Genomic DNA, 14,317 nt, shown 5'->3' with positions numbered 1-14,317 from the left:
TCGGCGGTGGGGTCTACGCTCGCGGCATGCCGGTCAGCGACGACGTGATGCAGTGGATGCTCGACTCCGACCCGATGCTGCGCTGGCGGGTCGAGCGCGACCTCGCCGGTGAGCCCGAGACCGTGTGGCAGGCGACCCGCGCCCGCGTCGCCACCGAGGGCATCGGCGCGCAGCTGCTCGCGCACCAGGAGGCCGATGGGCAGTGGGCGGGCGGCGCGTACTTCCCGGCCGACTTCGACCCTGACGGGCCGGAGGGCGCGCACGACGCCGGGCAGCCGTACACCGCGACGACGTGGACCCTGTCAACCCTGCGCGAGGGCGGGCTCGACGCTGCCGTGCTCGCCGGCACCGCCGAGAAGCTCGAGGCGAACGCGCGGTGGGAGTACGACGACCTGCCCTACTGGGGCGGCGAGGTCGACGCGTGCATCAACGGCTGGACCTTGGCCAACGGCGCCTGGCTCGGCCGCGACATGGGGCAGCTCGCCGACTGGTTCGCCGAGCACGAGATGGCCGAGGGCGGCTGGAACTGCGAGTGGGTCGAGGGCTCGAGCCGCGCCTCGGTGCACTCGACGCTCAACGCGCTCGTGAGCATCCTCGACTGGGAGCAGCGCACGGGCGACACACGACTGCGCGACGCCCGTCACCGCGCCGAGGAGTACCTGCTGCGGCGGCGCCTGCTCTACCGCGAGTCGACGGGCGAGCTGCTCGGGCCGTGGGTGACGCGCATCGCGTGGCCGTACCGGTGGCGGTACACGGCCTTCCGCGCGGTCGACTACTTCCGGGCCGCGTCGGTGCACGACGGCGTACCGCCGGACGAGCGCCTGGCCGACGCCGTGCAGAGCATCCGCGCCGAGCGTCAGCCCGACGGCACCTGGATCCAGGAGCGCCGCTACCCGGGCCGCGTCTGGCTCGAGCTCGACGTGCCCGTCGGCGAGCGGTCGCCGTGGCTCACCTACCTCGGCACCCGCTCGCTCGACTGGTGGGAGTCAGCCGGTCAGTGACCCCCGGGCACGAAGGCCTTCAGGCCGGCCTCGATGATCGCCTCGGCCTCGGCCGCGTCGCCCCAGCCCTCGGTCTTGACCCACTTGCCGGGCTCGAGATCCTTGTAGTGCTCGAAGAAGTGCTCGATCTCCTTGCGGGTGAACTCGGGGATGTCGTCGACGTCCTGGATGTGCGCCCACCGCGGATCCTTCGCGGGCACCGCGATGACCTTCGCGTCGCTGCCGCCGTCGTCGGTCATGTTGAACACGCCGACGGGGCGCACGCTCACGCCCACGCCCGGGAACAGCGGGTAGTCGAGCAGCACGAGCACGTCGACCGGGTCGCCGTCGAGGCCGAGCGTGTTCTCGAAGAATCCGTAGTCGGTGGGGTAGACGAACGTCGTGTACAGCACACGGTCGAGGTACACGCGACCCGTCTCGTGGTCGACCTCGTACTTGTTGCGGCTGCCCTTGGGGATCTCGATGACGGCGGTGTAGGCGCCCATGAACGCTCCTTGCGTGGGGGGAAGATCGTCGGCCTCGGCCCGGCCGGAGGCGGCTCTAACCTTAGTGGATGCCCCCCGAGCGCCCCTCGGACGGCCGCCGCCGCCCGCGCCTCACGCCCCCGATCGCGGTCGCGCGCCGCGCGGTGCGCGAGCACCTCGCCGCCCTGCCGGAGGGCGCGCTCGCGCTCGTCGCGCTGAGCGGCGGCCCCGACTCGCTCGCGCTCGCCGCGGCCGCCGCGTTCGAGGCCCCGCGCCGCGGTCGCCGGGCGGGCGCGATCGTCGTCGACCACGACCTGCAGGAAGGATCCGCCGACGTCGCCGAGCGCGCGGCCACGCAGGTGCGCGAGCTCGGCCTCGACCCCGTGCGCGTTGTGCGCGTCGCGGTCGGCACGCAGGGCGGCCCCGAGGCTGCGGCGCGCGCGGCCCGGTACGCGGCGTTCGAGGATGCTGCGCGCGAGCTCGACGCCGCCGCCGTGCTGCTCGGCCACACGATGGACGACCAGGCCGAGACCGTGCTGCTCGGCCTCGCGCGCGGCAGCGGCACGCTCAGCCTCGCCGGCATGGCCGAGGTCGCCGGGTTGTATCGCCGGCCGCTGCTCGGGCTGCGCCGAGCCGTGCTCGCGCAGGCCTGCGCCGACGCGGGGCTCGAGCCGTGGCACGACCCCCACAACTCCGAGGCGAGTTTCGCGCGGGTTCGCGTGCGCGAGCGCGTCCTGCCGGTGCTCGAGGCCGAGCTCGGTCCGGGCATCGCCGAAGCGCTCGCTCGCACGGCCGAGCAGCTGCGGGAGGACGAGCGGGCGTTCGTCGAGCAGATCGACGAGTTCATCGAAGAGATCGTCGAGCACGCCGAGGCCGGCATCGCCGTGCTCGTCGGGGCGCTCTCCGCGAATCCGGCGGCGCTGCGCCAGCGCATACTGCGCCACGTGGTCGCGAGCGAGTTCGGCGTCGCGCTCACTCGAGTGCAGACGCTCGAGGTCGCGCGCCTCGTGACCGAATGGCGGGGACAGGGCCCCATCGATCTCCCCGGTGGTGTTCGCGCGACGCGGGTGGGCGAGCGCATCATCTTCTCGGCGGGAGCCTGATCGGGGGGTCTCGATGAGGTCCTTCACAAGGTCGTAACGATCGACACGGTAGAACCTGAATGCCGGTCGTCACAGCCGCCAACGCGGCCATCTGGTCCGCATATCGCGGCTCGATCGGCTCGACAGCACCCTCTTTCGGCGCATCGGGGGTGAGGGCGCCCACGGTACGCGCGACCCGTTCGGCGATCAACGCCCTGGGGAGCCGGGCGGGGCCCGTGATGGCCTGGATGAGTCGACGGGAGCGCGGCCACCACAGCGGCCAGGAGCGCCCCGGGTCGGCACCATCACACCGAAGAGAGGAAGAACGCATGTTCATCCGCAGGAGCAGCAACACGATCATCAAGGTGGCGGCGACGGGCTCGCTCGCCCTCGGCGCACTGACCCTGGCCGGGTGCGCGACGTCCGGCCCGGAGGAGGGCGTCGACGTCGAAGACGTCACCGAGGACCAGGCCGTCGAGGAGGACGCACGCGACTCCGAGGCGAGCACGGAGCCGTACGACGGGCGGTACGACGCCGAGTTCGTCGGCGACTACGACGGGTACCTCGGCGAGACGGTCACGCTGTCCGCCGATGTCGACGAGATCGTGTCGGCGAACGCGTTCACCATCGCCGGAACCGACGACACCACCGTCGAGGCGCTGCTGGTTGTGCACGACGGCACGATGGCCGACATCGAGGAGGGTCTCGCGGTGCAGGTCACGGGCGAGGTCGAGGAGGGCTTCGACGTGATGACCGTCGAAGACGACCTCGGCGTCGAACTCGATGACGACGCCTATGCCGACTGGGAGGACGACCGGTTCATCCGGGCCGACAGCATCGAGAACGTGACCGACACCGAGGAGTGATCGCCGACTCTTCACCGACCGGGGCGAGGCGCCGCACGATGCGGACCTCGCCCCGGTCGACGTCTGCTCGCCCGGCATTAGGGTGGAACGCACCGCTGGCCGCATCGTCTTCACCGCGGCGCCGCACACCCCACGAGGAGACTGATGGACGTCGACGACATCCGCGCCGACCTGACCGAGGTGCTCATCACCGAGGACGAGATCCACGCGAAGCTCGCCGAGCTCGCCCGCCAGGTTGAGGCTGACTTCGAGGGCACCACGCCGCTGCTCGTCGGCGTGCTCAAGGGCGCCGTGATGGTCATGGCCGACTTCGCCCGCGAGCTGCGCGTGCACATCGACATGGACTGGATGGCCGTCTCGAGCTACGGCGCGAGCACCGAGTCCAGCGGCGTCGTGCGAATCCTCAAGGACCTCGACACCGACATCGCCGGCCGCGACGTGCTCATCGTGGAGGACATCATCGACTCGGGCCTCACGCTGTCGTGGCTGCGGGCGAACCTCGAGTCGCGCGGCGCGAACAGCGTGCGGATCCTCGCCCTGCTGCGCAAGCCCGAGTCGATCAAGGTCGACGTGCCCGTCGACTACATCGGCTTCGACATCCCGCCCGCGTTCGTCGTCGGCTACGGCCTCGACTACGCCGAGCGCTACCGCAACCTGCGCGCCATCGGCGTGCTCGCGCCGCACGTCTACCAGTAGGGCGGCCACGCGCGTCGCGTGGCGCGAGCCCGCGCCCTCAGTCGTGCTCCGGGTTCGCCGTCTGCGTCGGCTCGCCCTGCGGCTGCGTCGGCTGCGGATGCGCGTCGAATCCGAAGCGCTCGCCCTCGCTCCACGCCTCGGGCTGGTTGCCGCCCACCGGGAACCCGCCCGCATCCTTGAGCAGGCGCGCCAGGTGCAGCAGGTTGTACGTCATGAACGTCGTGCCCTGGTTCGTGAAGTCGGTCTCGGGCCCGTCGGACTCGTCGTCGAGGTAGCTCGGGCCGGGGCCGACGGGGCCGATCCACCCGGCGTCGGCCGTCGGCGGGATCGTGCAGCCGAGGTGCTGCAGCGAGAACACGAGCGACGAGGCGACGTGCTTCACGCCGTCCTCATTGCCGGTGACGAGCACGCCCGCGACCTTGCCGTGGAAGGGGCTGAGCCCGCTCTCGACCGTCTCGCTCGAGTGCGCGTACAGCCGCTCGATGAGGCGGCGGGTCACACTCGACTGCTCACCGAGCCAGATGGGGCTGCCGATGATGAGGATGTCCGCCTCGGCGATGCGCGGCCAGAGCGTCGGCCACGCATCGGCCGGCCATCCCTCCTCACGCATGTCGGGCATGACGCCCGGCGCGACGTCGTGGTCGACGAGGCGGAAGGTGTCGACCTCGACGCCGTTGGCGCGCAGCAGCGCGATTGAGCGGTCGAGCAGGCCCTGGGTGTTGCTGAGCTCGGGGCTGCGCTTGAGCGTCGTGTTGACGACGACGGCGCGGAGGCCGCCGAAGCGGTCGGGGGCGGGCACGGTCACGGGGGCAGGTGCGGTCTGCGTCATGCGCTCCACCCGAACACGAGCATCCTGCGAGGCACCAGGGGTCTGCGCCGACCGCGAACAGCCAGCGCCCCCCAAGAGGCGACCGATACCGTTATGAGGTTCGCCTCAGACCCCGAGCGCAACGCATGCTCGCAGAAAGGTGCGGCTCGCCCCATGGCCCGTCAGAAGTTCGATGCCAAGCGCATCGTCAAAGGCCCGTTCCTCTACATCGTGATCGGCGCGATCGCGCTCTGGGTGGGCTTCGCGCTGCTGAACCCCGGCGGGTTCCGCACCATCACGACGCAGGAGGGCCTGGAGCTGCTCGAGGGCGGCACCGTCGAGAAGGCGACCATCATCGACGGCGAGCAGCGGGTCGACCTCGAGCTCAGCGAGGCCGACGGCGACAACGGCACGCGGGTGCAGTTCCAGTACGTGGCGCCGCGCGGCGAGGCGATCGTCGAGGCGATCGACGCCGCGAACGTCGACGAGTTCGACGACCAGGTGCCGCAGACGAACTGGTTCGTGAGCCTGCTCGGCCTGCTCATCCCCTTCCTCATCATCGGCGTCATCTTCTGGTTCCTGCTGTCGAACCTGCAGGGCGGCGGCAGCCGCATCATGCAGTTCGGCAAGTCGCGCGCGAAGCTCGTGAGCAAGGAGAGCCCGCAGGTGACGTTCGAGGATGTCGCGGGCGCCGAGGAGGCCATCGAGGAGCTGCACGAGATCAAGGACTTCCTGAAGGATCCGACGAAGTTCCAGGCGGTCGGCGCGCGCATCCCCAAGGGCGTGCTGCTGTACGGCCCTCCCGGCACCGGCAAGACGCTGCTCGCGCGCGCCGTCGCCGGCGAGGCGGGCGTGCCCTTCTACTCGATCTCGGGCTCCGACTTCGTCGAGATGTTCGTCGGCGTCGGCGCGAGCCGCGTGCGCGACCTGTTCAAGGAGGCGAAGGAGAACGCGCCGGCGATCATCTTCGTCGACGAGATCGACGCCGTTGGCCGTCACCGCGGCGCCGGCATGGGCGGCGGCCACGACGAGCGCGAGCAGACGCTCAACCAGATGCTCGTCGAGATGGACGGCTTCGACCCGAAGACCAACGTCATCATGATCGCGGCGACCAACCGCCCCGACATCCTCGACCCGGCGCTGCTGCGCCCGGGCCGCTTCGACCGGCAGATCCAGGTCGACGCGCCTGACCACAAGGGCCGCATGAAGATCCTCGAGGTGCACGCCAAGGGCAAGCCCATGGCCGAGGACGTCGACCTCGAGGTGCTCGCGCGCAAGACGCCCGGCTTCACCGGCGCAGACCTGGCGAACGTGCTCAACGAGGCCGCCCTGCTGACCGCCCGCAGCAACGGCGAGATCATCACCAACCGCAACCTCGACGAGGCCGTCGACCGCGTCATGGCCGGGCCGCAGCGACGCAGCCGCGTCATGCGCGACCACGAGAAGCTCATCACCGCCTACCACGAGGGCGGGCACGCGCTCGCCGCCGCCGCGATGCGGCACACCGACCCCGTGACGAAGGTGACGATCCTGCCCCGCGGCCGCGCCCTCGGCTACACGATGGTGCTGCCGCTCGACGACAAGTACTCGGTCACGCGCAACGAGCTGCTCGACCAGCTCACCTACGCGATGGGCGGTCGGGTGGCGGAGGAGATCGTCTTCCACGACCCCACCACGGGCGCGAGCAACGACATCGAGAAGGCCACGAGCATCGCCCGCAAGATGGTCACCGAGTACGGCATGAGCGCCGAGGTGGGCTCGGTCAAGCTCGGCCAGTCGAGCGGCGAGGTCTTCCTCGGCCGCGACATGGGGCACCAGCGCGACTACTCCGAGCGCGTCGCCGAGCGCGTCGACGCCGAGGTGCGCGCCCTCATCGAGCAGGCCCACAACGAGGCCTGGCAGGTGCTCAACGCCAACCGCGCCGTGCTCGACCGGCTCGCCACCGAGCTGCTCGAGAAGGAGACCCTCGACCACCTGCAGCTGGCCGAGATCTTCGCCGACGTGCAGAAGCTGCCCGAGCGCCCGCAGTGGCTCTCGAGCGACGAGCGCCCGCTGCCCGATCTGCCGCCCGTGCCCATGCCGGCCAAGGCGCCGATCGACAGCTCGGTCACCGACGGCGGGGTCGCGAGCGACCACGCCGCACCCGCGAGCGTCGCGCGCAGCGAGGCCGACCCGGGAACCACGCCGGCGAGCTGACGCGCATGGCCAGCATCGACATCCCCCGCATCGAGGCGGCGGTCGCCGAGATCCTCGCCGCCATCGGCGAAGACGTCGAGCGGCCCGGCCTCGCCACGACGCCGCAGCGCATCGCCGCCGCCTACGCCGACTTCTTCGCCGGCGTCGGCGTCGACCCCGTGCCCGAGCTGCAGGATGGCGCCGAGATGGCGACGACTCCCGGCGAGCGCGGCGAGCTCGTGCTGCTGCGCGACATCGCGCTGCGCTCGATGTGCGAGCACCACCTGCTGCCGTTCACGGGCGTCGCGCACGTCGCCTACGTGCCCGGCGAGCGCATCATCGGACTCGGGCGCATCCCCCGCCTCGTCGAGATCGTGTCGGCCCGCCCGCAGCTGCAGGAGCGTCTCGGCGAGGACGTCGCCGACGCCCTCGAGCGTGCCATAGCCCCCGCCGGCGTGCTCGTCGTCATCGAGGCGCGCCACGGCTGCGTCGCCGCGCGCGGCGTGCGCTACGCCGAATCGACGACCGTCACCGTCGCCTCGCGCGGGGCTCTCGCCGACCCCGTGCAGCGCGCCGAGGTCATGGCGATGATCGGCCGGAGCGGCGCATGACCACCGCCCCCGGGCCCGTGCGGCCCGAGGTGTGGGGCGTGCTCAACATCACGCCCGACTCGTTCAGCGACGGCGGGCGCTGGCTCGAGCCCGAGGCCGCGGTCGCGCAGGCCCGCCGGCTCGTCGACGACGGCGCCGACGTCATCGACGTCGGGGGCGAGTCGACCCGGCCCGGCGCCGAGCCGGTGACCGCGATCGAGGAGGCGGGGCGCGTGGTGCCGGTCGTGCGCGCGCTCGCCGCGGAGGGCATCCGCGTCTCGATCGACACCCTTAATGCGTCGACCGCGCGGGCCGCCGTCGACGCCGGCGCCGTCATCGTCAACGACGTGAGCGGCGGGCTCGAGGATGCGGCGATGCTGTCGACGGTCGCCGAGCTCGAGGTCGACTACGTCGCGATGCACTGGCGCGGCCGCAGTGATCGGTGGGATGCCGTGAGCGACTACGCCGACGTCGTCACCGAGGTGCGCGACGAGCTGCGATCGCGCGCCGACGCCGCGCTCGCGGCAGGCATCGCGCCCGAGCGGCTCTGGCTCGACCCGGGCCTCGGGTTCGCCAAGCGCCCCGACGCGAACTGGGCGGTGCTGCGCGGGCTGCCGGCGCTCGCCGAGCTGGGCTTCCCGCTGCTCGTGGGGGCGTCGCGCAAGCGGTTCCTCGGGGCGCTGCTGCCCTCCGGCGCGTCCGTCGAGCAGCGCGATCTGCCGACGGCCGTCGTGAGCGCGCTGTGCGCCGACGCCGGAGCGGGCGTGCGGGCCGTGCGCGTGCACGACGCCGCCGCGACGAGCCGCGCGCTCGACGTCTGGGCCGCGTGGCGCGGCCTGCCCGGCTCCGCGGGAGTGGGGGCCGCGTGAGCGACCGCATCATCCTCACCGGCCTGCGCGCACAGGCACACCACGGCGTGTACGAGCACGAGCGCCGCGACGGGCAGCCGTTCATCATCGACGTCACCGCCCACCTCGACCTCGCGCGCGCCGCCGGCAGCGACGACGTCGCCGACACCGTGCACTACGGCGAGCTCGCCGTCGAGGTCGTCGAGGTCGTCGAGCGCGACCCCGTCGACCTCATCGAGACCGTCGCCGAGCGCGTCGCCGCCGTCGTGCTCGCCCACCGGGCCGTCGAGCGCGTCGAGGTGACCGTGCACAAGCCCGAGGCGCCGATCCCGGTGCCGTTCGCCGACGTCGCCGTCTCGATCGACCGCAGCCGGGCATCCGCCTCGCCGCCCACCGGGGGAGCGAACTCGTGACCGCCCTCGCCGTCATCGCGCTCGGCTCGAACCTCGGCGACCGGCAGGCGACGCTCGAGCACGCCGTGGCCGCGCTCGACGCGCTGCCCGAGTCGAGCATCCGCGCCGTGTCGTCGTGGCACGGCACCGTCGCCCTCACGCTCGACGGGCCCGACCCCGACAAGCCGGAGTACCTCAACGGCGTCGCGCTGCTCGACACGCGGCTCGACCCGTTCCAGCTGCTCGACGGGCTGCGCGCCATCGAGAACCTGCACGGCCGCGAGCGCGTCGAGCGCTGGGGAGACCGCACCCTCGACCTCGACCTCATCGCGTTCGGGGCGCTCGAGATCGACTCCGAGCAGCTGCAGGTGCCGCACCCGCGCGCGCACGAGCGCGACTTCGTGCTCGCGCCCTGGTTCGAGCTCGACCCGGATGCCGAGCTCGTCGGCCGCGGACGCATCGCCGACCTGCTGGCCGGCCTGCGATCGCGCACCGAGCCGGAGGAGGGTGCGACCCCGTGACCCGCTCGCGCCCCCTGCCGCTCGTGCTGCTCGCCCTCGTCGGCTTCGCGCTCGCCTTCGCCACCGACCTCGCCCTCGCGATGCGCGGCGAGCCCGTGCTCGTGCCGCCGCTGTCGCTCGCCGTCGGGCTCGTGCTCATCGCGGCGCTGCTCGTCGCGCTCGCCTGGCCGGTGCGCGCCGCGGCGAAGGGCGAGCGGCGCATCGACCCCTTCTACGCCACGCGCGTGGTCGTGCTCGCGAAGGCCAGCGCGCTCGCCGGCGCGCTGCTGCTGGGAGGTGCCGGGGGCATCCTCACCTATCTGCTGTCGCGCGCGGTCGTGCCGATAGGCTCGACGCTGACCGCGGCGGGCACGCTCGTCGCGGCGGTGATCCTGCTGATCGCCGCGCTCGTGGCGGAGCACTTCTGCGCTCTGCCGCCCGACGACGACGAGCAGCAGGAGGCCGCCGCGGCCGCGCCCTGAGGCCCGGTCGCCGACGACGGAGGGGTGAGCGTGACCGACCAGACCGAGGCCGCGCCGCCGACCGCGACCGAGGGCGCGCCCCGCTCGATCGAGCTCGCGGGCACCGATTGGCAGCGCGTGTCGCCGAAGTACATCGTCGTCGACATCGTCGGCTACGTGATCTTCGGCGCCATCATGACCGTCGCCGGGTTCATCCCCTACTGGGTGAGCGGCTGGGCGCCGTCGGCGCTGCTCGGCGTCGCGCTCGCCGTGCTGTTCCTCGTCACGATCGCGCTCACGCCGCGCCGCGTGCGCGCCATCGGCTACGCGCTGCGCGACGACGACCTGCTGTTCCGGCGCGGCATCCTGTTCCAGCGCGTCGTCGCCGTGCCGTACGGGCGCATGCAGCTCGTCGACATCTCGCGCGGGCCGATCGCGCGCGCCGTCGGCCTCGCCGAGCTCAAGTTCGTGACCGCCGCCGCCTCGACGGGCGTGCTGATCCCCGGCCTGCCGCTCGCCGAGGCCGAGCGCCTGCGCGACCACCTCGTCGCCGTCGCCGAGAGCCGCCGGGCGGGGCTGTGACCGACTTCACCGACGGTCAGTGGCACCGCCTGCACAGGGCGACGCCGCTGTTCCGCGGGGGGCTCGCGCTGCTCATCATCATCGGCATCCTCTTCGGCAACCTGCGCGACCGGTTCATCGACCTCGTCTTCGGCGACTCGCCGTTCGACGGCTCGAGCCCCGGCGACCCCGACTACGAGGCCGAGGCGTTCGAGTTCCTCATCCGCGAGAACCTGCTGCTGCTCGCGCTCGCCGGCCTCGTGCTGCTGCTCGCACTGATCACCGCCGGCTTCTGGCTGTCGTGGCGCCTGCACACCTTCCGCATCACCGACGAGGTCGTCGAGGTGCGGTCGGGCATCCTGTTCCGCACCAACCGCAAGGGTCGGCTCGACCGCATCCAGGGCATCAACATCGCCCGCCCGTTCATTCCGCGCCTGTTCGGCGCGGCGAAGCTCGAGATCTCGGTCGCCGGCAACGACGCCAACGTGCAGCTGTCGTACCTGCGGTCGGCCGACGCGGATGCCCTGCGCCGCGAGATCCTGCTGCTCGCCTCCGGCGCGCGGCGGCACGCGAGCGCGGCCGACGGCTCGGCGGTCGAGCAGCCGCCCGGCACCGCGGCCGCGGTCGAGCATCCGGATGCCGCCCCCGGGGCGACCGCCGACCGGGCCGGCGTCGGCGCGCTGCTGGAGGACCGGGCGCGCGAGTTCCTCGCCCCCGAGCTCGACCCCACCCTCGTCGTCGAGCCCGAGTCGGTCGTGCGCATGAACGTCGGTCGGCTCATCGGCTCGACCGTGCTGAGCGACGCTGCCATCGCGCTCGTGCTCGGCACGGCCGCGCTCGTCACCGCGATCGTCGTCACCGGCGAGGTGCTGCTCGTCTTCGGCGTGCTGCCGGCGCTGCTCGGCATCGGCGGCTTCCTCATCGCGCGCATCACCCGCTCGCTGCGGTACACGATCGCCTCCACGCCCGACGGCGTGCGCGTCGGCTTCGGCCTGCTGTCGACCACGAACGAGACGTTGCCGCCCGGGCGCATCCACTCGGTGCGGGTCACGCAGCCGCTGCTGTGGCGGCCGTTCGGCTGGTGGCAGATCGCCGTCAACCGCGCCTCGCGCTCGTCGCAGCAGGGCGCGGCCGGCCAGCAGCAGACGACGATCCTGCCCGTCGGCAACCTCGACGACGTGCGCGCCGTGCTGCGCCTGCTGCTGCCCGAGGTCGCCACCGACGAGGCGCTGCCGTTGCTCGAGCGCGGCCTGCTCTCGCCCGGCGGCGACGACGGCTACACCAACTCGCCGCGCCGCGCCCGCGCGCTGCGCTGGTTCTCGCAGCCGCGCAACGGCTTCGCCCTCACCGACACCGGCGTGCTGCTGCGCACCGGCGCGATCTGGCGGGCGCTCACCGTCGTGCCCTTCGCGCGCGTGCAGAGCGCCAGCGTGCGGCAGGGCCCCGTGCTGCGGCCGCTGCGGCTCGCCGCGGTGCACGTGCACACCGTCTCGGGGCCGATCACCCCGCGGCTCGGAGCGATCGACCGCGAGGAGGGCATCCGCTTCTTCGGGCTCGTGACGGCGGAGGCGATCCGCAGCGGCGTCGCCGACACCTCGCACCGGTGGCGGGCGAGTGCGGCCCCCGCCGACGGAGCCCCCGCATGACCCGCGACGGCCGCCTCGGCGTCGGCATCATCGGCGCCGGCCGCGTCGGCCCCGTGCTCGGCGCCGCCCTCGCCGGCGCAGGCCACGCCATCACCGGCATCTCGGCGAGCACCGACGACGAGCGCGAGCGCGCGGCAAGCATCCTGCCCGGAGCACCCCACCTCGAGGTGCCCGCGATCGTCGAGCGCAGCGAGCTCGTCATCCTCGCCGTGCCCGACGACCAGCTGCCCGGGCTCGTCTCCGGGCTCGCCTCGCTCGGCGTGTGGCAGCCCGGCCAGCTCGTGCTGCACACCTCGGCCGCGCACGGCGTGCGGGTGCTCGACCCCGCGCGGCCCGCGGGCATCATCCCGCTGGCGGTGCATCCGGCCCTCTCGTTCACCGGCACCTCGATCGACCTGGCCCGCCTGCGCGAGGCCTGGTGCGCGGTGACGGCGCCGAGCCCGGTGCTGCCGATCGCGCAGGCCCTCGTCGTCGAGATGGGTGCCGAGCCCATCGTCGTCTCGGAGGAGCATCGCGCCGCCTACGCCGACGCCATCCAGTCGGCCAGCGACTTCTCGACCGCGATCGTGTCGCAGGCGATGGGCGCGCTGCGCGACATCGGCGTCGACGAGCCGGGCCGCGTGCTGGGCGCCGTCGTGCGCTCCGCGGTGGAGAACGCGCTGCGCTCGGCGACCGTCGATAGCATCGACCTCGCGGCGCTCGCCGATCGGGGGGCGGATGCTCACGCCGAGCCTGATCCGCGCGACGACCGCCCCGACCCTCTCGACCGCCCCGACCCCGGAGCCGCATGAGCCCCACGCCGCCGCCCGTCGACACCACGATCGACGGCCTGCGCGCCCGGCTGGACGCCGAGCGCTCCGCGGGCCGCACCGTCGCGCTCGTGCCGACCATGGGGTCGCTGCACGAGGGGCACCTCGCCCTCGTCGACCGTGCCGCCGCGCTCGCCGACGTCGTCGTCGTGTCGATCTTCGTCAACCCGCTGCAGTTCGGGCCGACGGAGGACTTCGACCGCTACCCGCGCGACCTCACCGCCGACCTCGCGGCGCTCACCGGCCACGGTGCCGCCGCAGTCTTCGCGCCCACCGTCGCCGAGATGTACCCGCGTGGTCCGATCGAAACGCGCGTCTCGGCCGGCGAGGTCGGAACGATGCTCGACGGAGCCTCCCGTCCCGGCCACTTCGACGGCATGCTCACGGTCGTCGCGAAGCTGCTCTTGATCGCCGCGCCGCACGTCGCGGTCTTCGGCGAGAAGGATGCCCAGCAGGTCTTCCTCGTGCAGCGCATGGTCGCCGACCTCGACGTGCCGACCCGCATCGAGGTCGTGCCGACCGTGCGCGCGGCCGACGGGCTCGCGCTGTCGAGCCGCAACGCCTACCTCTCAGGGTCGGAACGCGCGGCGGCGCTCGCCCTGCCGCGCTCGCTCGAGGCGGCGCGCGCGGCCGCTGACGCGGGCGACGGGCTGCCCGCGGCGCTCGAGGCAGCGCTCGCCGTGCTCGACGCCGAGCCGCAGCTCGAGCTCGACTACATCGCCGTCGTCGACCCCGCCAGCTTCCAGCCCGCGGAGCCCGACCACGTCGGCCCCGCGCGGGCCCTCGTCGCGGCGCGAGTCGGCACGACCCGGCTCATCGACACGGCGCTGCTGCAGCTGCGCTGACGCTCGCCGCCGCGCCGCGCTGCTGCCGCGCGGCGCCGCTGCCGCGCCGATGCCCGTCGTCCCATTTCGGGATCGGCCTCCGCCGCTCGCCGCCACTTCGCTCTCCGTCCACTCCGCGGTCGTCCCGCGTCGCCGCACCGCTCCCCCGCGGGGTCCGTCCGAAATGCAGGAGTCGAGCGGCCCTCCAGCGCGCGCAGCCCATCAACTGGGCCGACTCGCTCTTCGGGCGCCGCGCCCACTCCTGCATTTCGGACGGAGAACCCCCAGCGACCGCCGCAGCAGGGGTCGGCGCCGCGGAAGCAGCCACTGTTCCTGAGTTGCGCACGCCCTCCGCGCGTCGCCCCCGGCCCTTAGGCCGAGCCGCCGTGTGCCAAGTGAAGTCGTTGAGCCCTGTTGCCCCCTCCGACGCGCGGAAGTCCGGCGTCGCGGACCCCGGACGACGTCATTCGGTACGCGGCTCCACGCGGCGATCACCCACCGCCCGGGTGTGTGCGGTCTGCAGGAGACGGGATCGCCGAGGCCCGCCAGAGCGGCGCCGGCCAGCGTCGCGAGCCCCGCGGCTCCTGCACATCG

16 protein-coding genes are annotated in these 14,317 nt (G+C 73.0%); 14 read left to right on the top strand and 2 right to left on the bottom strand.

The genetic code is table 11. From position 1 onward, the window contains the following. Nucleotides 1–26 precede the first annotated feature (26 nt). Nucleotides 27–1,001 carry a squalene cyclase gene (locus ID804_RS09600; RefSeq protein WP_169079107.1) on the top strand — a complete coding sequence of 325 codons (975 nt, stop codon included), beginning with the start codon at nucleotides 27–29 and terminating at the stop codon, nucleotides 999–1,001. Here ID804_RS09600 and ppa read toward each other — a convergent pair. Next, on the bottom strand, nucleotides 995–1,486 hold the full coding sequence (gene ppa / locus ID804_RS09595) for an inorganic diphosphatase (RefSeq protein WP_169079109.1): 492 nt from the start codon (nucleotides 1,484–1,486) through the stop codon (nucleotides 995–997). The two genes, ID804_RS09600 and ppa, sit on opposite strands and share 7 nt — an antisense overlap. A 68-nt stretch (nucleotides 1,487–1,554) precedes the next feature. Here ppa and tilS point away from each other — a divergent pair, with 68 nt between their 5' ends. The 3 genes from tilS to hpt all read left to right on the top strand — a co-directional run bounded on the left by tilS (nucleotide 1,555) and on the right by hpt (nucleotide 4,109). Beyond that, nucleotides 1,555–2,568, top strand: coding sequence for a tRNA lysidine(34) synthetase TilS (tilS, locus tag ID804_RS09590; RefSeq protein WP_169079111.1), 1,014 nt, complete (start codon nucleotides 1,555–1,557; stop codon nucleotides 2,566–2,568). A gap of 59 nt (nucleotides 2,569–2,627) precedes the next feature. Then, nucleotides 2,628–3,413: a hypothetical protein gene (locus ID804_RS09585; protein WP_223159072.1), complete on the top strand. Its 786-nt coding sequence runs from the start codon at nucleotides 2,628–2,630 to the stop codon at nucleotides 3,411–3,413. Between the two features lie 144 nt (nucleotides 3,414–3,557). Next, the gene (gene hpt, locus ID804_RS09580; RefSeq protein WP_169079115.1) at nucleotides 3,558–4,109 is read left to right on the top strand and encodes a hypoxanthine phosphoribosyltransferase; all 552 of its coding nucleotides are present in this window, start codon (nucleotides 3,558–3,560) and stop codon (nucleotides 4,107–4,109) included. Between the two features lie 37 nt (nucleotides 4,110–4,146). Here the strand turns inward: hpt and ID804_RS09575 are convergent, their stop codons facing one another. Then, nucleotides 4,147–4,938, bottom strand: a complete 792-nt coding sequence (locus ID804_RS09575; protein ID WP_169079117.1) for a flavodoxin family protein — start codon at nucleotides 4,936–4,938, stop codon at nucleotides 4,147–4,149. A 153-nt stretch (nucleotides 4,939–5,091) separates the two neighbouring features. Between ID804_RS09575 and ftsH the strand changes: the two genes are divergently transcribed. Genes ftsH through panC form a run of 10 tightly spaced genes read left to right on the top strand, consistent with a single transcriptional unit; the run spans nucleotide 5,092 to nucleotide 13,744 of the window. Then, a complete protein-coding gene (gene ftsH, locus ID804_RS09570; protein ID WP_169079119.1) occupies nucleotides 5,092–7,113 on the top strand; it encodes an ATP-dependent zinc metalloprotease FtsH in 2,022 nt (673 codons plus the stop codon). 5 nt (nucleotides 7,114–7,118) lie between these two features. Then, the gene (folE, locus tag ID804_RS09565; RefSeq protein WP_169079121.1) at nucleotides 7,119–7,703 is read left to right on the top strand and encodes a GTP cyclohydrolase I; all 585 of its coding nucleotides are present in this window, start codon (nucleotides 7,119–7,121) and stop codon (nucleotides 7,701–7,703) included. Beyond that, nucleotides 7,700–8,551: a dihydropteroate synthase gene (gene folP / locus ID804_RS09560; RefSeq protein ID WP_169079123.1), complete on the top strand. Its 852-nt coding sequence runs from the start codon at nucleotides 7,700–7,702 to the stop codon at nucleotides 8,549–8,551. The genes folE and folP overlap by 4 nt, the downstream gene beginning before the upstream one ends. Beyond that, nucleotides 8,548–8,943, top strand: coding sequence for a dihydroneopterin aldolase (gene folB, locus ID804_RS09555; protein ID WP_169079125.1), 396 nt, complete (start codon nucleotides 8,548–8,550; stop codon nucleotides 8,941–8,943). Before folP ends, folB begins: the two co-directional genes overlap by 4 nt. Beyond that, nucleotides 8,940–9,443 carry a 2-amino-4-hydroxy-6-hydroxymethyldihydropteridine diphosphokinase gene (folK, locus tag ID804_RS09550; RefSeq protein WP_169079127.1) on the top strand — a complete coding sequence of 168 codons (504 nt, stop codon included), beginning with the start codon at nucleotides 8,940–8,942 and terminating at the stop codon, nucleotides 9,441–9,443. The genes folB and folK overlap by 4 nt, the downstream gene beginning before the upstream one ends. Continuing rightward, nucleotides 9,440–9,904 carry a DUF3180 family protein gene (locus tag ID804_RS09545; RefSeq protein ID WP_169079129.1) on the top strand — a complete coding sequence of 155 codons (465 nt, stop codon included), beginning with the start codon at nucleotides 9,440–9,442 and terminating at the stop codon, nucleotides 9,902–9,904. The genes folK and ID804_RS09545 overlap by 4 nt, the downstream gene beginning before the upstream one ends. A gap of 30 nt (nucleotides 9,905–9,934) precedes the next feature. Then, complete coding sequence (locus ID804_RS09540) at nucleotides 9,935–10,465, top strand: PH domain-containing protein (protein WP_317451251.1); 531 nt, start codon at nucleotides 9,935–9,937, stop codon at nucleotides 10,463–10,465. Next, nucleotides 10,462–12,090: a PH domain-containing protein gene (locus tag ID804_RS09535; RefSeq protein ID WP_169079131.1), complete on the top strand. Its 1,629-nt coding sequence runs from the start codon at nucleotides 10,462–10,464 to the stop codon at nucleotides 12,088–12,090. The genes ID804_RS09540 and ID804_RS09535 overlap by 4 nt, the downstream gene beginning before the upstream one ends. Continuing rightward, complete coding sequence (locus ID804_RS09530; RefSeq protein ID WP_169079133.1) at nucleotides 12,087–12,881, top strand: Rossmann-like and DUF2520 domain-containing protein; 795 nt, start codon at nucleotides 12,087–12,089, stop codon at nucleotides 12,879–12,881. Before ID804_RS09535 ends, ID804_RS09530 begins: the two co-directional genes overlap by 4 nt. Continuing rightward, nucleotides 12,878–13,744: a pantoate--beta-alanine ligase gene (gene panC, locus ID804_RS09525; protein WP_169079135.1), complete on the top strand. Its 867-nt coding sequence runs from the start codon at nucleotides 12,878–12,880 to the stop codon at nucleotides 13,742–13,744. Before ID804_RS09530 ends, panC begins: the two co-directional genes overlap by 4 nt. The last annotated feature ends 573 nt before the right edge of the window (nucleotides 13,745–14,317 follow it).

Source organism: Microcella alkalica (genome assembly GCF_014595885.1).
GTDB lineage: Bacteria > Actinomycetota > Actinomycetes > Actinomycetales > Microbacteriaceae > Microcella > Microcella alkaliphila_B.
Note: the sequence above shows the minus strand (reverse complement) of the source record. Positions and strands in the feature narration are given on the sequence as shown.

Coding starts and splice junctions, on each gene's coding strand:
- ID804_RS09575 (WP_169079117.1), bottom strand. CDS start 4,938: ATGACGCAGACCGCACCTGCCCCCGTGACCGTGCCCGCCCCCGACCGC.
- panC (WP_169079135.1), top strand. CDS start 12,878: ATGAGCCCCACGCCGCCGCCCGTCGACACCACGATCGACGGCCTGCGC.
- folE (WP_169079121.1), top strand. CDS start 7,119: ATGGCCAGCATCGACATCCCCCGCATCGAGGCGGCGGTCGCCGAGATC.
- folP (WP_169079123.1), top strand. CDS start 7,700: ATGACCACCGCCCCCGGGCCCGTGCGGCCCGAGGTGTGGGGCGTGCTC.
- ID804_RS09600 (WP_169079107.1), top strand. CDS start 27: ATGCCGGTCAGCGACGACGTGATGCAGTGGATGCTCGACTCCGACCCG.
- ftsH (WP_169079119.1), top strand. CDS start 5,092: ATGGCCCGTCAGAAGTTCGATGCCAAGCGCATCGTCAAAGGCCCGTTC.
- ID804_RS09530 (WP_169079133.1), top strand. CDS start 12,087: ATGACCCGCGACGGCCGCCTCGGCGTCGGCATCATCGGCGCCGGCCGC.
- ID804_RS09585 (WP_223159072.1), top strand. CDS start 2,628: ATGCCGGTCGTCACAGCCGCCAACGCGGCCATCTGGTCCGCATATCGC.
- tilS (WP_169079111.1), top strand. CDS start 1,555: ATGCCCCCCGAGCGCCCCTCGGACGGCCGCCGCCGCCCGCGCCTCACG.
- ppa (WP_169079109.1), bottom strand. CDS start 1,486: ATGGGCGCCTACACCGCCGTCATCGAGATCCCCAAGGGCAGCCGCAAC.
- hpt (WP_169079115.1), top strand. CDS start 3,558: ATGGACGTCGACGACATCCGCGCCGACCTGACCGAGGTGCTCATCACC.